This is a genomic window from Bacillus cereus group sp. MYBK14-1 (assembly GCF_051916885.1).
Classification (GTDB): Bacteria; Bacillota; Bacilli; order Bacillales; family Bacillaceae_G; genus Bacillus_A; species Bacillus_A cereus.
Genome location: NZ_JBQAHM010000010.1, coordinates 78,404 through 96,410, shown reverse-complemented (window position 1 = coordinate 96,410; position 18,007 = coordinate 78,404). Strand labels below are relative to the sequence as shown.

The window sequence follows — 18,007 nt, the reverse complement described above, 5'->3', positions numbered from 1 at the left end:
TATGCCCATGCGGCATACAACCTTTTATTTTAGGACACCACTGTACAAAATGTTTACCTCTACCTCAGGTTTGAATTTTACTTTTGCATAATCTTTATTCCAATTTTTCTTCTTCCATAAGTCAGGGTGGTAGGCGATAAGGTGTCTGCCGATACCGAAAGCATCACAGTTTGCTTTTTGTAACTTTTTCGTTATCTTTTTAGCTTCTTTCGTAAGTTGTTTAGACAATTCTTTATTTAGTTTTTTTCTTTCATCCATTTTGTAAAGATTATCTCTCGGAGCTTCAAGCGCTATAACTTTTAGTTGGAGCTTAATGTGAGCATAAACATTTCCTTTTTTATCTGTTGTTATTTTTAAGTCTCGTTTTAACTTTCGGTTGCTAATTTCCATTGTTAAATAATCAGATGTTTTCTCTGATTCATCGCTAGTAAGCTTCTGGGTTATACGGGCACTTGTTCCCATTTTTCCGGTTAATAATACGAATAAAACAGATTGTTTCAAAGGTAAATGCCCAGTTAATTTATCATTGTTAAATAAAGCTAGACCGTTTGTAATTACTTCTTTTCCTTTTATTTTTATAGAAGGGAGGGTAAAGTCTTTACCGGGATCTAACATTTTTGTAGCAGCTGTCTCTAAAGTTTCTTTTGGAAATACACTCATATCTTCTAAGCTTTTCACTTTTTTCTTTAGAAAATCTCCAATTAGTAAATTTCCTACTTTCTTTTTTTCTAGTATCTCGGATGTTTCACCATCTACTGCAATAAGTTTTACTAAAGCAGTTGGGTTTGTTGGGTCCCGAAAGCTGACATCTAAATAAGGTAATATACCTTTTTTTAGGATTTTGGTTCCTAGTAATTGAACACCATATTTAAAATAACGAATATTCCCAGTAACATTTTTTTTTAGGGCATCGCTTGTATCCCTTATGTTATGCCCCGTTGCTGAATGTATTTCATTTTCGAATGAAGATTGCTCTCCGCTTGAACTTTTTACGAGCTCGATTGTTTGCTGGAGTTGATTCTCTTCCGTAATATCAGATCCAATACTATAAGCTAACCTTGCCTCCCTTAATGGTTCTTGATCCCAGCATCCAGAAAGGAGGGAACTAGTACATAATACAAAAAGTAATTTAACTCTTTTTTTGAACATACTGTTCTCCTTTCTTATTTCGTATCACAGAATAAAGTAGAAATAAAAGAGGAAGGACAACTATGAAAATATAGGTGAACTTATCAGTGAAAGTTGAGATTACTTTTAATTCTTCAGGTGTATCTATAAATAAGGCTACACTAAAAGCAATAATACCAATGATTGGAACAGCTTTTTTATGATTAGCAAGATTGAATATATGTCCTATTCCGATTGAAGCAGCGCAATAATAACTAGCGATAGAAGCTGCAACAGTTATCATCCAAATTGGTATAAATAGTAAATCAGTTCGGTCTATAATTCCGATATGTAAGGAGCGTAATAAGTAAGCAACTGGTTCTGGAATAAGCTCAATTTGTTTTGGACTAAATACGATAAAGCAAATCCAAACAGTAAAAGTATAAAAAAGTGTTACAAATCCATTAGCGATAGAAATGGCCTTCAGTTTTGCGACAGAACTGCCATTTACTTTTGGAAAAGCGATAAGAATGATTTCAAAACCATACATGGCTGTAATTGTTTCCTTGGATGCTTGAATTATATTCCACCAGCCGGCTTCTGTAATGGGAAAAATATAAGAGAAATCAGCTCGGGAAAGCCCTAGGGCAATTAAAAGGGCCATTGGAATAATGAGGATAGAGGCCATGACATAAAATCGTACGATGACTTTAAATGTATTATAGGCTATATAGCAGCAAGCTATCGTAAATAGCATGAGAATGGCAGACCAAGGAGTAGCTTGTAATATCCATACTTTAATGACATTACAAGCATTCAACATAACCGTCATACCAATAAGCGTAAAATAAAAAACATAAGCAAAACCTAATAGTTTTCCAAACTTATTACCAAATAGCATACAAACGCTTTCATACATATCTGCATCAGGAAATCGCTTTAAGAAAAGCCACATAAGTAAAATAATAAGTTGAATTGCAAGCCCAGCGACGAGAGCGGAAATCCATCCACCTCCTTTTGCTATTGGGTGAAGACGGTTAGGTAGAGAAAGGATACCAACTCCGATTTGGCATTGAATAACGAAAAAGGTAAATTGAACGAGCGAAATTTTACTTTGCGTGTTTGTCACCGTCCTCATCCTCTCTCGTTACATGTTGTCGTTGCATTTTTTTCGGTTTTGGATCATGTGGTCGTTCCCAAAACGACCAAATTGGAAGTCTTACGAAAGAATCTTTCATATCTTTTATCCGCATCGGGGCAACAGGAGAAAGATATGGCGTATGAAATGAATGTAATTGACATAAATGAACGAAAGTTATAATTAGACCGAATGATATTCCGACGTATCCGAATATAGCAGCAAGAATCATTAATGGAAAACGAAGAATTCGAACTGCTGAACTCATATCGTTTGATGGAACGAGAAAAGATGAGATGGCAGTTAAAGCTACAACAATAATCATCGTATAAGAAACAAGTCCAGCTTTTACAATTGCATCACCAATTACTAAACCACCTACAATACCGATTGTTTGTCCAACTCGGCTTGGTAAGCGAATACCAGCTTCCCGTAATAATTCAAAGATTAATTCCATTAAGAGAGCTTCAAAAATAGGAGGAAGTGGTACTTTCTCTAATGAAGCTTTAATTGTATACACAAGTTCGAGCGGCAATACATCAGGATGAAAGGCTACGGTTGCGATATATATAGCTGGTAAGAGAAAAGCAATCAAGAAACTCACTAAGCGAATCATTCGGACGAAAGAACCGACAATCCAGCGGTTATTATAATCGTCTGGTGATTGATAGAAAGCAAATAACGTAACAGGAACGATAAGCGCTGTGGGATCTCCATCAGATAAAATAGCAACTCGTCCTTCCATTAAATTTGCAGCGGTCCTATCTGGACGCTCTGTATTTAATTGCTGCGGAAATGGTGAGAAAGACGTATCCTCTATAAATTCTTGTATATATCCTGGAGGCATAAGTGCATCTGTCTTAATCGTTTCTAACCTTCTTTTTACTTCTGTAACTAAATCGTCATTCGCTATGTTTTGCATATAAGCAATTGCCACTTTCGTATGCATTTCTTCACCAAGTGTGAAATATTTAACGACGATATTTGGACTTTTTATGAGCTTACGAATCGAAGCTAAATTAGTTGCTAGATCCTCTACAAAACCAGTATGTGGACCGCGCACAATCCCTTCATTATCAGGCTCTGCTATATCTCGCTTTAAAGATAAAGCTGTTTCGAAAATAAAAAAACTGTCGACGTGTTCATGAAAATATAAGGATTTACCTTGTAATAAAAGCTGCACACCATAATTTAAATTCGTTTCTTTTTTCATATTTAATGTGGCAAAAGCTTTATCTAAAGCCAAATCCGACCGAGTTAATAAAGGCTCAAGAGCTAATTGGTGAATCAAATTTGGGTCTGCTAAAGATTCGATATATAAGATTGTTCCTTTTCCGTTTTGAAATGGGACATCTAATTTTTTTATATCATCTGAGTGACATAGCTTATTTTCAATGTAATTAATATTTTCCGGAAGTGATGGAAACATATGCTTTTTGTTATTATCTTGTTGTGAGTGCTTCTGTTCGGTCATACTTTCCATCTCCTTTACATTGAAATTACTTCTGTTAATTTTTGTTTTTTGTGAGAAAATTATGCTTGGATTTTTTAGAAAAGTAGGGAAATGGAAAGAACGTATATATTTGCGATATTAATATATATCTTTTGTACTATAGGAGAGTAAATCTAGCGGGATGCATAATTACATCATTTGATGAATAGGAAATTTAAGAAAAGCGATTTATAATACTAGTATTGTGTCTTGCCTTTTTAGGTACAGTACACAGCCGGTGATTGGCTAGTGGATGTTCTTCCATTTTGCCAGTGCCGGTTTTTTATTGGATAATAGGGAAAATGAAGTTTTTATAAAGAAAGAAGGGGTTGTTTTGAAGGATGTAAATTCTATCTTTATGAGAGAAAAGATTGCTAGTTCTTATCTTTATTTTATTTCTTTTCTTGGTTTGGTTACTATAACTATATCTTTACTTGAAATTAAAATCCCTTCTCATTCAACAATACTAATAATGTTGTTACTATTTATGGGGATTGCAGAGTATTTTCCTGTAAGATTTTGGAGAGGAACTAGCTCGCTTACTTTTCCGATAATCTATGCTATGAGTTGGCAGTTTGGAATCCATATAACTATTACTGCTATTGTACTCGTAACGCTAATTATTCACCTGCATCGTCGTTCACCGATACAAAGAATGTTATTTAATAGTACTCAGCATGCACTTAGTTTGATTTTGGCCGAATGGTTTTCAAACAAATGTATGTCCTTATTACTTAATAAGATAGTTATGTCAGTTCTATATGAAAATTTAATATCTTTGTTATTATTTTGCGTGTTTTTTTGTTTTTTCAACAATCGTTTTTACGATTTGTTGATGATACTTCTTCCACAGCCATATTCAATATATCAGTGGTATAAAAAAACTGTAACGGTATTTCTTTGCGAAACTTTTGGTTTCTCTTATGCGGCCCTGATGCATGTATTAATTAGTATATATAGTGTGGAAATAAACGAGATTACAGTACTGTTTTTCTTTTTTCCACTTGTAGCAGCTTCAGTTATTAGTTCTTTTTCTGTACGGATAAGGATGGAGAAGGAACGATTATATGAGTTATTTCTTATTACGACCGAAATTAGTCGAGGATTAACTGGAGGAAATTTGAAACATATTAAACAAGCACTTAAAGGTTTTTTTGGCATACAAGCATATGTAATATGGACAAAAGATGATGGGAACTGGAGTATTCTATTAAAAGATGGGAAAGTGCGCTCTCATTTTTCTGATGATTCAGAAAAATTAAGGGCGTTTGAGAAACTTTCTAAAAATCTTGTATTTAATGATTGGAAAATTGGTACGGCTCCTGGAGATGAAATATTTGATAGTGTTATACGCTCACTTGTATATTTTCCTCTTATAGTAAATGATGAATTAGTCGGAATGTTTGTTGCAGGGAAAAGTAGAAATGCGGGTTTCTTTCCAGAAGATGTACAGTCGTTAGCTACATTTTCTAACCAATTAGCTAACGTTGTTAAAACAAGGATATTGATTTCTGAACAGAAAAAAAGAATGATTTTAGAAGAAAGAAATAGAATTGCCCGTGAAATTCACGATGGTATTGCGCAAACATTAGCGGGGGTAATATTCCAACTAGAATCCGCACGGAAAAAATACCATGATAAACCAAAAGATATGCAGCAAGTAGTTGAGAAAAGCATAAAAGATTTAAGAGGAAGTCTAGGAGAAGTTCGCTATTCTATTTATGCTTTAAAACCATATCCGACACAACAATTAGGCCTTAAGCAGGCAATAGCAAGTAAAATAAAATCTTTAAAACGAGAATATGAACTAGACATTACCTATCATGAAAGAGGTCATGCACGTGCGCTTAGTTTTTCAAAAGAAAGAGTTATATTTGATACATTACAAGAGAGTTTGCAAAACATTGTAAAACATGCACAAGCAAAAAAGGCTGATGTTTTACTCAGTTATCAAAGTGAACACGTTCTTTTAAGGGTTAAGGATAATGGAGTTGGATTTTCACTATTTGAGTCTATGGTTAAAACAAAGAATGAGCCACATTATGGTATATTACATATGAATGAACAAGCTGACCAATTAGGGGCTACTTTACAGATTGATAGTTCTATAGGAAAGGGGACAGAAATTACACTGTTAATTCCAGATTCACAAACAAGGGGTGCGTAAAATGATTAAAATATTAGTAGTAGATGATCATGCTTTTTTACGGGATGCAATTCGGAGCATACTAGAAGATGAATCTGATATGAAAGTGGTTGGAGAAGCTAGCTCTGGGGATGAAGTATTGGGAAAAGTAGAAGAATGCGGACCAGATTGTATTTTGATGGATATTAACCTGCCAGGGAAAAATGGGATTGAAGCTACAGAGTTAGTGAAAAAAATTTATCCGAGTTGCCGAGTACTTGTGTTTACAATGTATGAACATGATGAGTATTTAATGGATGCACTTCAGGCCGGTGCTGATGGTTATTTATTGAAGGATTCCTCATCAGAGCAGGTAGTAGCAGCAATTCGAATGTTATATCGAGGTGATTCAGTTATTCATCCGCGTATGACTAAAAAATTAATTACATATCATCAGCAAAAAATGAAAGTAGAATCAAATGAAAATGAACTGACGGAACGTGAAAAGGAAATTCTCTTTGAACTAGTAAAAGGACTTAGTAATAAAGAAATTGCTGAAGTTTTATATATTAGTGATAAAACAGTTAAAATACACATCAATAAAATTTTTAAAAAACTAAATGTGAAAAGTCGATCGCAAGCAGTGATTTATGCAGTTCGAAATCAATTGGTTCCGCTAGATTAAATAAGAAATCTATCAAAGAACTATCGTGTCGATTTATTCTGTATCACAAAGAATAAAGGACAAGATAGTTCTTTTGTACTATGTAGGCATAGAATCCTTAGAGAAAAGATACTCCTTTTGTTTAATTTTCAGAATAATCAAAATGTGAAATAATAAAAATAGAATTACATTTTAATATTGTTAATAATTCATTTTATGAAAATCTTTTGTTGGAAATAAATGATGGGGGGCTCTTATAAAAAGAGTAAAGTGAGTGGTTAGCTATATGAGGTATGGGGATGGTAGTGGCGTTGGAAATCTTTCATGATACAAAAGATTGAGATTGATAGAGTTTCCGATGCTACATGGGAATTTAAGAATCAATTTGTTTCAAAAAATAATATTAATAATGGGGAGATGCAATATGAAACGAGGGAAATTTGGAAAGGTTCTTATTGGAACGTTAACAGTTGGAATGTTATTGTCTCAAGGGATTCCATATAACGTATTAGCGGAAGAGGTAAATACATCTACTTTAACTGGAATTGATGATGCAGATGCTATCTTAAAAGGCCTTACAAAGGAACAACGTAATGCCTTAAAAACGTTAGATACAAAACCAGGTTTTGTTATTTCGCCAGGTATCAATACAGCAAGTCCTAATAATGTAAATGTGATTATAGAATTTAAGCAAGCGCCTAGCAAAATTGAGGTATTAAAACAAGCGGCTAAAGGGAAAAAGATAGCTCTTTCAAATGCGGAACAAAAGGTAGAGGCATCACATAAAGGGTTTAAAGCAGAGCTTGAACAGCTTCAAAAGAATAAAGAGAAAGGGACAAATGTAAAATCTGCAAAGATAACAAGAGAATATAAGAATGCTTTTAATGGTGTAGCGATTTCTTTACCGGCAAATATAATCGAAGACTTAGTTCGTACCGGTATCGTTAAGCGCGTATGGGAAGATCATGAGGTTAAAATTGATTTGCCGAAAGAAACAGCTAAGACTGCTGTTGAACCAAAAATGGCAGATAGTGTACCACAAATTGGTGTAGACAAGCTACATGATGAAAAAATAACAGGAAAAGGAATTAAGGTAGGTGTACTAGACACAGGTATTGATTACAACCACCCGGATTTGAAAGATGCATATAAAGGGTATCGTGCAAAACAAGGTGAAGATCCAACTAAAATAGATCCGAACTCAATAAAAGGATGGGACTTTGTTAATAATGATGCTGATCCAATGGAGACAACGTATAAGGATTGGAAAAATTCTGGAGGATATCCTGAGATTTATGAGGGAAGTGCATATTATACATCCCACGGTACGCATGTAGCTGGGACAATTGCTGCAGACAAACAGAATAGTGTGGATTATGCAGTGAAGGGCGTTGCTCCAGATGTAGACTTATATTCATATCGCGTATTAGGTCCATATGGAAGTGGACAAACAAGCGGTATTCTTGCTGCGATTGATAAAGCAGTGAAAGACGATATGGATGTTATCAATTTATCACTAGGAGCGTCTATTAATGATCCTTTATATCCTACTTCTGTTGCAGTGAACAATGCGATGTTAGCAGGTGTTGTTACAGTAGTAGCAGCTGGTAATAGTGGTCCGGAAGAAGGTACTATAGGATCACCTAGTGCAGCAGCACTTCCAATTACAGTTGGAGCCAGTGACGCTGCAGTGAATATTCCAACGTTTTCCGCCGATGCAGGTGATGTACATGTAGATAAGATGATGCTACTTGGAAAAAGCTTTACTGATAAGATTGAAGATTTGAAAGGACAATCCTTATCGGTTGTATATGCAGGGCTTGGGAAATCAGGTGATTTTACAGGGAAAGATGTAAAAGGGAAGTTAGCTCTTATCCAACGTGGTGAGATTACATTTGATGAAAAAATTAAAAATGCTAAGGAAGCAGGCGCAAAGGCGGTAATTGTATACAACAATGTAGATGGGGAAATTACAAGTTATCTTGGGGAAAGTACTTCATCTATTCCATCGTTCCGCTTAACAAAAGTAGATGGTGAGAAATTGCAAGCAAAAGCTGTACAAGGAGATGTGTCGTTAGCATTTGGAGAACTTAGTAATATAAAAACAGAGGGAGATCACTTGGCTGATTTCAGCTCCCGTGGTCCTGCAACTAAAACAGATGATATTAAGCCAGATATTGTAGCACCAGGTGTGTCTATTTTCTCAACTGTTCCTGAATATATTAATGATCCAAAAGATGGAGAAAATTATCCGGTAGCGTATGGACGTATGTCAGGTACATCTATGGCAACTCCTCATACTGCAGGGGTAGCGGCACTTATTTTACAAGAACATCCAAACTATAGTCCATTTGAAGTAAAAGAAGCACTTATGAATACCGCAGTTGACCTAAAAGAAGAGCGTTCTGTATTTGAGGTGGGCTCTGGACGAATTGATGCATATCGTGCAGTTCATGCAGATACATCTATCGAGGTTATCGATAAAACATCAAACGTTGTAGATGATGAAGAAGTAGAAATTGAAGAAAAAACAGGTTCTATTGCGTTTGGGTATAAAAATCAAATTGAAAATGGGCCTATTAAAGATAGTCGAAAAGTCTTAATTAAGAACAGCAGTAAAACTGATGGAAAAGAGTTTAAATTAGAAGTAGAGTTTTCATCTACAAGTGTAGGTGTGCAAGATGCAGCGAAGAATGGTGTGAAGCTAAATGTACCAGATTCTATTAAAGTAGCTCCTAGTACATCAGAGGAAATTAGCCCTGAAATTATCATTCCAGAAAACGCTGAATTTGGTAGATATGAGGGCTATATTCATATTTCAAATAAAAACAATGAAAAAGAAGTATATCAAGTACCATTTGCAGTTAAATTCACAGAAAAAGGGATTGCGTCTGTAGATTTACTGAGAGATGCAATGGCAACAGATGCATCTAAATTCCATCCGTTTATGGAGAGACCAAGTTCGCCTTTGACATTTAAACTAAATAGTCCTCTTGAAACTATTGATGCAGTTGTGAAGGACCGAAAGACAGGAAAGGCATTAGGAGTCGTTGGTACACTTAATGCAAGTAGTCTAACACCGAATATTGAATATATGATGTTTTCTGGTATGGGAGGGTATGTACTTCCATTCACAGGAGATCCAGCTCATCCAATTGGGGATAAACCTGTTATGTTGCCTGATGGAGATTACGAATTGAACTTCGTTGGATATGATAAAGAAGGAAAATCGTATACAAAAGGCGATAGCATTATCATTGATAATGTTATACCGGAAATGAAATTTAAGGATGTACAACCTGGTATACATGAAGTCAATGATTCTATGTTTAAAGAAGAAGACGGCCAACGTGCATTATGGGTGCATGGTAATATTTATGATTCTACAGTAGATGCATTGAAGGCAAAAGGCTTGCAGTATGATCAAAAAGCGAACCAAATTGTATATTATCAAAACTCAGCCTTTCCATCAGGTTGGCTGAATACAATTCAAGCAAATGGTGATTTTAAATTTGGAGTACTTCCAGAGGAAATAAACGAGCCGTTAAATTTAAAATTATTTGGATATGATCTTGCAACTGCAGGGAATATGGCAACTGGATATAAAGATTACGTCTTTGTAAAGGAAGGGACAGAATACGCTGTTCCAAGTTATGACAAAGATAAAATCAAATTAGGAGAGAAAATTACATTAACTTTGAATCTTAATAATGTAAAACAGCTTATGTCAGGTACATTTGAAATTCCTTATTACAAGCAGCTCTTTAAATTTACAGATGTGAAACCAAATCCAGCACTTACGGAATATGTAAAACAACATGGACTGAACCTTAAATTAGAAGATCCGAAGATAAGTGAAGAAGGAGCTTGGGAAAACAAGGTGAAAGTTGGGGCATCATTAGAAGGAAAAGAATTTAAAGGATTAGATGGAGATACACCATTTTTAGATGTTACATTCGAGATGACGAACGATGAATACTTTAATGATTTAACTGCATTTGGAGTAGAGAAGTTCTCTTATACAAAAGCTGTTGCATCAGAAGGCATTGAGATTCCTGCGTTTAAAGATAAATCTTTTGCTATTGTTTCGAAACATTCAACGATTACAGGGTATATTGGCCCGGAAGCTTTCTTGAATGAAGAGGGGTATTTAGGTAAGAAAGACTATACAAAACTAGGAGCAAAAGTGTACGCAGTTGGCAAGGATGGAAAGAAATATACAGGAACGATTGGTGATAACGGGCAATTTGAAATTCATAGTGTCCCAGTAAGCGATAAAGAATATGATATTTTCGTAGAAATGCCAGGTCATTTAAATAGTAAATTAACAACAAAAATAGGGAAGGTGCAAGACGGTGAATTAGTGGGACAAAACTTTAGAGTTGACATGGATGATAACCTTGCAGGTGATGTAAATGGAGATAAAATGGTAGACATTCAAGATGCTAGAATAGCAGCTTTATCGTATGGAAAAGGAAAAGTATCTGTAAAAGATGGAGATATAAATCAAGATGGTGTTGTAGATGAAACAGATATTCGTTTTATTGAGAAAAACTTCTTGAAAAAGAGTCCAGATGCTAAAGAAAATCAGAAACCGAAAGAAAATGTAGGTCCAGTGACATTAGATAAAATCTTACGCTCTATTGGCTTAGAACCAAAAAAATAAGTGGGCAAACTTCTAGAGTAAATAATGCAATCAGACAATGAATAGTAAATGAAATGAGATTGGCTAACAAATAACCGGTAATGATTTACGGTAACATTACCGGTTATTTTAAAAGTAATAGTCGTTTTGATATATGAAGTAACTAGTTTAAATTTGGTTCACTTTCGCTGTGGGACAAGGTAGTTGCTTAAATTATTTTGTGGGATGGAAATAAGGTTTGTAGTTTGAACTTTAAAAATAGGGGGACTTGTGAAATGAGTATTAAGAAAAAACTTGGTATGGGTGTTGTAACTGCAGCACTTGGCTTATCTTTAATTGGCGGGGGAACATATGCGTATTTTAGTGATAAGGAAGTGTCACAAAACACTTTTGCAGCGGGTACTTTAGATTTGAGTGTGAACCCTGAAGTTGTTATTAATGTCGATAATATTAAACCAGGTGATGAAATGGAGCGTGGTTTTCAATTAGTAAACAAAGGAACTTTAGCAATAGGAGATGTGAAACTCCTGACAGATTACAGTGTAATCGATGCTAAAGGAGATAATGGAAATGCTGATTTTGGTGATCATATCCGTGTTGATTTCTTGTGGAATTTGGATAAAAATGAGGTTCCAATTTGGTCTACTACATTATCTGAATTAAAGGTATCTACGCAAAATGGAAGTATTCCTGATCTTGTACAAAAAGGTGTTGTAGACCGAGAAGGAAATGGACTTGCTCCTGGTGATGATGATACTTTCTATGTAATGTTCACATTTGTAGATAATAATGCAGAGCAAAATGTATTTCAAGGAGATTCATTAAAATTAAATTGGACTTTCAATTCAATGCAGACAAAAGGTGAAGAGAAATAAAAATAAATGTTATATACGAGAATCAATTGATGAAGAATTGATAAATAAAACTTTTAATAATGTAAAGGTTGATTTAGTGAATCAACCTTTTTTGTTTTTAGATTATTCATAGCAGTACTTCTAACATTTGTGTCGAATTAAGAAGATATATAGGAGGGATATATATGGAAATAGCTGTAGAACGTGTTTTTACGAAAGAGATTTTAAAAAGAGCAGCGGGTTTGTTTCATGTAACAGTAGAAGAAAAGCCACTTGGAGATTTTGAGAATTATATTTTTAAGGCGAAGGGTGATAATGATGAAGATTATGTATTACGTTTAACACATTCTTCTCATCGTTCTAAACAAGAGGTAGAGGCTGAACTAGATTTTTTACGATATGTTGCGGAGAATGGGGCAAAGGTAGCAGGACCTCTTTATTCAACGTCTCGAAATCTCGTAGAAGAAATCGTAGCAGAGGATGGGACTTTCTTTTTCGCTTCTTTATTTATATATGCAAAAGGTGAGCAAGTAAAAGGAGCAGAATCGCCTTATTGGGGAGATGCTTATTTTGAAGCGTGGGGAAAAGCGATTGGGCAACTGCATCGCCTTACAATGGATTATCCTAAAACAGACTACCGTGATACGTGGGAAGAAGACGAAAGTGGAATTGTTAATGAATTAGAAGATGGTCAAGTGAAAGAGATTGCAGCGGTATTAATGGATGAAATTAAGGCTCTTCCAGTTGAAAGAGAAACGTTCGGTCTTATGCACGGTGATATTCATCAAGGCAATTTTCATTATGATGGTAAAGAGCTAACAATCTTTGATTTTGATGATGCTGCTTATAATTACTTTATACATGATTTAGCGATGGTTTTATACTACTCTGTTCTATTTACACCGTGGACAGCAGAAGAGAAGACAGATTTTGCTCGTAAACAGTTACAAGTGTTACGAAAAGGATATGAGTATGAGCACAGGCTGGCGGATAGTTGGTATGAATCGTTACCACTATTTTTACGTTTACGTGATATAGGTTTATATGGAACGCTTCAAAAGAAGTTTAAAGGGAAAGATATGCCTGATAACTTCTTGAAATTATCAGAAGAGCTATACGAAAGAATTATTAAAAGAGAAGCAATTGTGAATATATAATACATTTAGTTCAAAACAAAGTATATAAAACAAATATATACTTTGTTTTTTTATACAAAAATATGTTTACTTTATTAAAATAATATTGTCCTAGATTCGGTATACACTTATAATTTTATATATATTCTGAATATTCTTTATAAAAAGGAGGGGGAATGTTGGAAGCTTTCGTAAATTGGTTAAATAATATTGTTTGGAGTCCAGCACTTGTTTATTTATGTTTAGGAGTAGGTTTATATTTTTCTATTCGAACGAAGTTTTTACAAGTAAGACATGTAGGAGAAATGGTGAAGCTGACATTTCAAGGGGAAAAATCAGAAGCTGGTGTTTCTTCATTCCAAGCGTTAGCACTTTCGTTATCAGGACGTGTTGGAACAGGGAATATCGCTGGGGTAGCAACAGCGGTTGCATTCGGTGGACCAGGAGCTGTATTTTGGATGTGGGCAGTAGCCTTTTTAGGAGCAGGATCAGCTTATGTAGAATCAACACTCGCGCAAATATATAAGACGAAACATCAAGGGCAGTTTCGTGGTGGACCTGCTTATTACATTGAAAAAGGTTTAGGTGTGAAATGGTATGCTTTAGTATTCGTTGCAGCGACAATTCTTGCAACGGGGCTTTTACTACCAGGTGTACAAGCAAATAGTATTGCTGTAAGTTTAGAAACTGCTTTTGGTATTAATACTACCGTATCAGGGGCTATATTAGTTGTCGTATTAGCTCTTATCATTTTCGGTGGAGTAAAGCGAATTGTTAACGTAGCGCAAGTTGTCGTACCGTTTATGGCAATAGGCTATATTTTAGTAGCTTGCGTCATTGTTGCTATGAATATTGAAAAATTGCCAGAAGCATTTATGTTAATTATAAGAAGTGCATTTGCATTAGAAGCTGCTTTCGGTGGTATTATCGGTTTAGCAATCTCTTGGGGGGTAAAACGTGGTATTTATTCCAATGAAGCAGGACAAGGGACTGGACCACACGCAGCAGCTGCAGCCGAAGTATCACATCCAGCTAAGCAAGGTTTAGTACAAGCATTTTCCGTTTACATTGATACATTATTTGTTTGTTCAGCAACAGCATTTATGATGATTATTACAGGCATGTATAACGTATTTGATGCAAGCGGAAAAAACTTTATCGTTAATAAACTAAACGGCGCTCAGCCAGGACCAGGATATACACAGGCGGCGGTAGAGTCTGTTTTCCCTGGATTTGGAAATGGTTTCGTTGCAATCTCGTTATTATTCTTCGCGTTTACAACAATTATGGCGTATTATTACATTGCAGAAACGAATATCGCGTACTTAAATCGTGATAAAGATCGCCCTTGGATGTCCATGGTACTAAAGTTTGTATTTTTAGGAGCTGTATTCTACGGCTGTATAAAAACAGCAGCAACGGCTTGGGCTTTAGGCGACATTGGGGTAGGAATTATGGCATGGGTAAATATCATTGCGATTTTATTGTTACAAAAACCTGCATTAGTCGCATTAAAGGATTATGAAAAACAGAAAAAAGAAGGAAAAGATCCAGTATTCGATCCAGGGCCATTAGGAATTAAAAATGCTGATTTTTGGGAGCATGAATACGGGAAAGATAAGAAAGAAGAAGTATCTTAACTTAATAGAATAGAAATGAAAAAGCAAAGGGAAAATGCCTTTGCTTTTTTTATGGACAAAATGAGGCTGGAAGTTATTTTTTTGCCTATTTTTGAATATAAAAAGAATGTACATGCATTGTTAGGGGAAGGGGGAGTATGTTGATAGAATTTCGTAATGTAAATAAATATTATGGTAGCTTTCAAGTTTTGAAAAATATTAATATGCAAGTGAAAAAAGGCGAAGTGGTGGTAGTTGTCGGGCCTTCAGGATCAGGAAAAAGTACATTGCTTCGATGTATAAATCAATTAGAGGCAATTACAGATGGAGAATTAATTGTACAAAATACAGAGGTACACAATAAAAAAACGGACATGAATGAATTGCGGCGAAATATTGGGATGGTCTTTCAACATTTTTATTTATATCCACATAAAACGGTTCTTCAAAATATTACATTAGCACCGATTAAAGTAAATAAAGTTTCCAAAGAAGAAGCAGAGAAAACAGCAATGTTTTATTTAGAGAAAGTAGGAATCCCGGAGAAGGCTAACGTATATCCACATCAATTATCCGGAGGACAACAGCAACGGGTGGCAATTGCTAGAGGACTTGCAATGCAGCCGGAAATTATGCTATTCGATGAGCCTACGTCTGCTCTTGATCCAGAGATGATTGGAGAGGTACTTGATGTTATGAAAGCACTGGCTAAAGAAGGGATGACAATGGTCGTTGTCACGCATGAAATGGGATTTGCTAGAGAGGTAGCAGATAGGATCTTATTTATGGATGATGGCCAAATTATTGAAGATACAACACCGGCGAACTTTTTTGCAAACCCTGAACAAGAAAGAGCCCGTTTATTTTTAAGTCGGGTGCTAAATCATTAGAGGAGGAATTTCATGCTTAAAATGAAAAAGTTATTTACTTTAATCGTATTTTCATGTTTATTCGTGCTTGTTGTTGCTGGATGCGGAAGTAAGAAAGATGAGGCAAAGGAAACAAATACGAAGCAAGGCGGGGCTGTTGAGCAAATTAAGAAACGAGGGAAATTAGTAGTTGGGGTGAAGAATGATACGAATTTATTTGGATTAAAAAATCCTTCAACAGGGCAGGTAGAGGGTTTCGATGTTGATGTCGCGAAGGCACTGGCGAAAAAGATTCTTGGAGATGAAAAGAAGCTAGAGCTGAAAGAAGTAACGTCTAAAACACGTATTCCAATGCTGAAAAATGGTGATATTGATGCAATTATTGCAACAATGACAATTACGGAAGAACGCAAAAAAGAAGTGGATTTTTCAGATGTATATTTTAAAGCAGGACAATCGTTACTTGTGAAAAAAGGAAGCAATATTAAGAGTGTCGATGATATAAAACAAGGCGTTAAAGTATTAGCTGTAAAAGGATCAACATCTACAAATAACATTCGTCAAAAGTCACCAGAAGCGACTGTATTAGAGTTTGAAAATTATAGTGAGGCATTTACAGCGTTAAAGGCAGGTAAAGGTGATGTGTTAACGACAGATAATGCGATCCTTTACGGAATGGCAAAACAAGATTCTAATTATGAAGTAGTAGGAAAAATTTTCACAGATGAACCGTATGGAATTGCAGTGCAAAAAGGGGCAGATGATTTAACGAAAGAGATTAATACTTTAATTAAAGACATGAAAGCAAGCGGGGAGTATGACAAATTATATGAGAAGTGGATTGGACAAAAACCAGAAAAGTAGATAGTAAAAGTGAGAGGATGAGAGTACTCATCCTCTTCTTGTAAAGAAAGAGGGGAGAATATGTGCCTGATTTTTCTATATTAACGAATAACATTGATATGTATTTAGAAGGGTTTAAATATACAGTTATGTCTAGTGTAATTGCATTGATAGGTAGTTTTATTTTAGGAGTAATTTTGGCAGTAATGCGTATTGCACCTATTCGCATTTTAAATTGGATAGGATCAGCTTTTGTGGAGTTTGTAAGAAATATTCCACTTGTATTAATTGCATTTATATTCTATTTTGCTTTACCTGTAATAGGAATTACTTTAAATGGTTTTGTAGCAGGAACAGTTACGCTTACGGTATATACGGCAGCTTTTATTGCAGAAGTAATTCGCGCTGGTATTTTATCAGTTGCGAAAGGGCAGATGGAAGCTGCTCGCTCTTCAGGGCTAACGTATGTGCAGGCGATGTATTATGTTGTCTTACCCCAAGCAGTGAAAATTGTAGTTCCCCCTTTAGGAAACCAGTTTCTCAATTTAGTTAAAAACTCCTCAATACTTGGAATTATTGCTGGTGCTGATTTAATGTATCAAGGAGATTTAATTTCAACGAAGACGTTTGTTACGTTTGATGTTTATATATTTGTCGGGATGTTTTATTTAATATTAACAATTCCGCTCAGTATGCTAGTGCGTTATTTAGAAAAACGCTTGGCAAAGGAGGCGGTGTAAATGGATTTCAAGGGAGCAATTACAGGAGATCATATTCTATTTTTATTAAAAGGATTACTTATAACATTAGAGGTAGCGCTCATAGCAATTGTACTTAGTTTTATTATTGGAAGTGTAATCGGTATATTGCGCTACACGAAAATACCTGTCGTCTCACAAGTATTAGGAGTTATAGTTGAAGTGATTCGAAACTTACCACTACTGTTAATTATATTTTTCACGTATTTTGCACTTCCAGAAGCAGGCTTGAAATTAGAAATTATAACAGCTGCAATTGTTGCTTTAACAATATTTGAGGCAGCAATGATATCTGAAATTGTTAGAAGTGGTCTATTGTCTATTGAAAAAGGGCAGGTTGAAGCCGCAAGATCTTCGGGATTAACGTATGTTCAAGCGCTTTGGCATATTATTTTGCCACAAGCATTAAGGAGAATGGTTCCGCCGCTTGTCAGTCAATTTATTTCATTGCTGAAGGATACGTCGCTAGCGGTTGTTATATCACTCCCTGAGCTTATGCATAATGCTCAAATTATTAGCGGGCAAAATGTGAATTACATGATTCCGACGTTTATAGTAGTAGCTTGTATGTACTTTATCGTAAATTATAGTTTATCAATTTTATCGAGAAGATTAGAACTCCGTTGACTCTTACAATATATGTAAGGGTTTTTTCCTTGTTTCTCCTTATTTTCCTCTAAATAGAATCTAAATCTTGCAATAATTCGATTTTTATATTGTTTTATCAGAAAAGTTTTAATTTTATATAGAAAATGTA

General features: G+C 35.2%; 13 protein-coding genes. 10 read left to right on the top strand and 3 right to left on the bottom strand.

Features of this window, described 5'->3' with window-relative positions; genetic code table 11:
* Positions 1–24: 24 nt before the first annotated feature.
* The 3 genes from gerKC to gerKA are packed head-to-tail and all read right to left on the bottom strand — an operon-like array spanning position 25 to position 3,719.
* The gene (gerKC, locus tag ACTFR3_RS22185; RefSeq protein WP_000474043.1) at positions 25–1,149 is read right to left on the bottom strand and encodes a spore germination protein GerKC; all 1,125 of its coding nucleotides are present in this window, start codon (positions 1,147–1,149) and stop codon (positions 25–27) included.
* The gene (locus ACTFR3_RS22180; protein WP_000185798.1) at positions 1,130–2,236 is read right to left on the bottom strand and encodes a GerAB/ArcD/ProY family transporter; all 1,107 of its coding nucleotides are present in this window, start codon (positions 2,234–2,236) and stop codon (positions 1,130–1,132) included. The genes gerKC and ACTFR3_RS22180 overlap by 20 nt, the downstream gene beginning before the upstream one ends.
* On the bottom strand, positions 2,217–3,719 hold the full coding sequence (gene gerKA / locus ACTFR3_RS22175; protein WP_000139277.1) for a spore germination protein GerKA: 1,503 nt from the start codon (positions 3,717–3,719) through the stop codon (positions 2,217–2,219). The genes ACTFR3_RS22180 and gerKA overlap by 20 nt, the downstream gene beginning before the upstream one ends.
* A gap of 352 nt (positions 3,720–4,071) precedes the next feature.
* Here gerKA and ACTFR3_RS22170 point away from each other — a divergent pair, with 352 nt between their 5' ends.
* From ACTFR3_RS22170 to ACTFR3_RS22125, 10 genes are all read left to right on the top strand, one after another.
* Complete coding sequence (locus tag ACTFR3_RS22170) at positions 4,072–5,904, top strand: GAF domain-containing sensor histidine kinase (protein WP_440044824.1); 1,833 nt, start codon at positions 4,072–4,074, stop codon at positions 5,902–5,904.
* A 1-nt stretch (position 5,905) separates the two neighbouring features.
* Positions 5,906–6,547 (top strand): response regulator, encoded by a 642-nt coding sequence (locus tag ACTFR3_RS22165; protein ID WP_000590668.1) that lies wholly within the window; start codon positions 5,906–5,908, stop codon positions 6,545–6,547.
* A gap of 403 nt (positions 6,548–6,950) precedes the next feature.
* A complete protein-coding gene (locus tag ACTFR3_RS22160) occupies positions 6,951–11,192 on the top strand; it encodes a S8 family serine peptidase (protein WP_440044812.1) in 4,242 nt (1,413 codons plus the stop codon).
* A gap of 254 nt (positions 11,193–11,446) precedes the next feature.
* Positions 11,447–12,046 (top strand): TasA family protein, encoded by a 600-nt coding sequence (locus tag ACTFR3_RS22155; protein ID WP_000023366.1) that lies wholly within the window; start codon positions 11,447–11,449, stop codon positions 12,044–12,046.
* A gap of 164 nt (positions 12,047–12,210) precedes the next feature.
* A complete protein-coding gene (locus ACTFR3_RS22150) occupies positions 12,211–13,182 on the top strand; it encodes a phosphotransferase enzyme family protein (protein WP_000401640.1) in 972 nt (323 codons plus the stop codon).
* 158 nt (positions 13,183–13,340) lie between these two features.
* On the top strand, positions 13,341–14,801 hold the full coding sequence (locus tag ACTFR3_RS22145; RefSeq protein WP_000387160.1) for an alanine/glycine:cation symporter family protein: 1,461 nt from the start codon (positions 13,341–13,343) through the stop codon (positions 14,799–14,801).
* Between the two features lie 137 nt (positions 14,802–14,938).
* On the top strand, positions 14,939–15,670 hold the full coding sequence (locus ACTFR3_RS22140) for an amino acid ABC transporter ATP-binding protein (protein ID WP_050551988.1): 732 nt from the start codon (positions 14,939–14,941) through the stop codon (positions 15,668–15,670).
* A 12-nt stretch (positions 15,671–15,682) separates the two neighbouring features.
* A complete protein-coding gene (gene glnH / locus ACTFR3_RS22135; protein ID WP_000916491.1) occupies positions 15,683–16,513 on the top strand; it encodes a glutamine ABC transporter substrate-binding protein GlnH in 831 nt (276 codons plus the stop codon).
* Between the two features lie 62 nt (positions 16,514–16,575).
* On the top strand, positions 16,576–17,232 hold the full coding sequence (locus tag ACTFR3_RS22130; RefSeq protein WP_001112670.1) for an amino acid ABC transporter permease: 657 nt from the start codon (positions 16,576–16,578) through the stop codon (positions 17,230–17,232).
* Complete coding sequence (locus ACTFR3_RS22125) at positions 17,233–17,877, top strand: amino acid ABC transporter permease (RefSeq protein WP_000345960.1); 645 nt, start codon at positions 17,233–17,235, stop codon at positions 17,875–17,877.
* Positions 17,878–18,007: the final 130 nt, after the last annotated feature.

Coding starts and splice junctions, on each gene's coding strand:
- ACTFR3_RS22165 (WP_000590668.1), top strand. CDS start 5,906: ATGATTAAAATATTAGTAGTAGATGATCATGCTTTTTTACGGGATGCA.
- ACTFR3_RS22160 (WP_440044812.1), top strand. CDS start 6,951: ATGAAACGAGGGAAATTTGGAAAGGTTCTTATTGGAACGTTAACAGTT.
- gerKA (WP_000139277.1), bottom strand. CDS start 3,719: ATGACCGAACAGAAGCACTCACAACAAGATAATAACAAAAAGCATATG.
- gerKC (WP_000474043.1), bottom strand. CDS start 1,149: ATGTTCAAAAAAAGAGTTAAATTACTTTTTGTATTATGTACTAGTTCC.
- ACTFR3_RS22125 (WP_000345960.1), top strand. CDS start 17,233: ATGGATTTCAAGGGAGCAATTACAGGAGATCATATTCTATTTTTATTA.
- ACTFR3_RS22140 (WP_050551988.1), top strand. CDS start 14,939: ATGTTGATAGAATTTCGTAATGTAAATAAATATTATGGTAGCTTTCAA.
- ACTFR3_RS22150 (WP_000401640.1), top strand. CDS start 12,211: ATGGAAATAGCTGTAGAACGTGTTTTTACGAAAGAGATTTTAAAAAGA.
- glnH (WP_000916491.1), top strand. CDS start 15,683: ATGCTTAAAATGAAAAAGTTATTTACTTTAATCGTATTTTCATGTTTA.
- ACTFR3_RS22155 (WP_000023366.1), top strand. CDS start 11,447: ATGAGTATTAAGAAAAAACTTGGTATGGGTGTTGTAACTGCAGCACTT.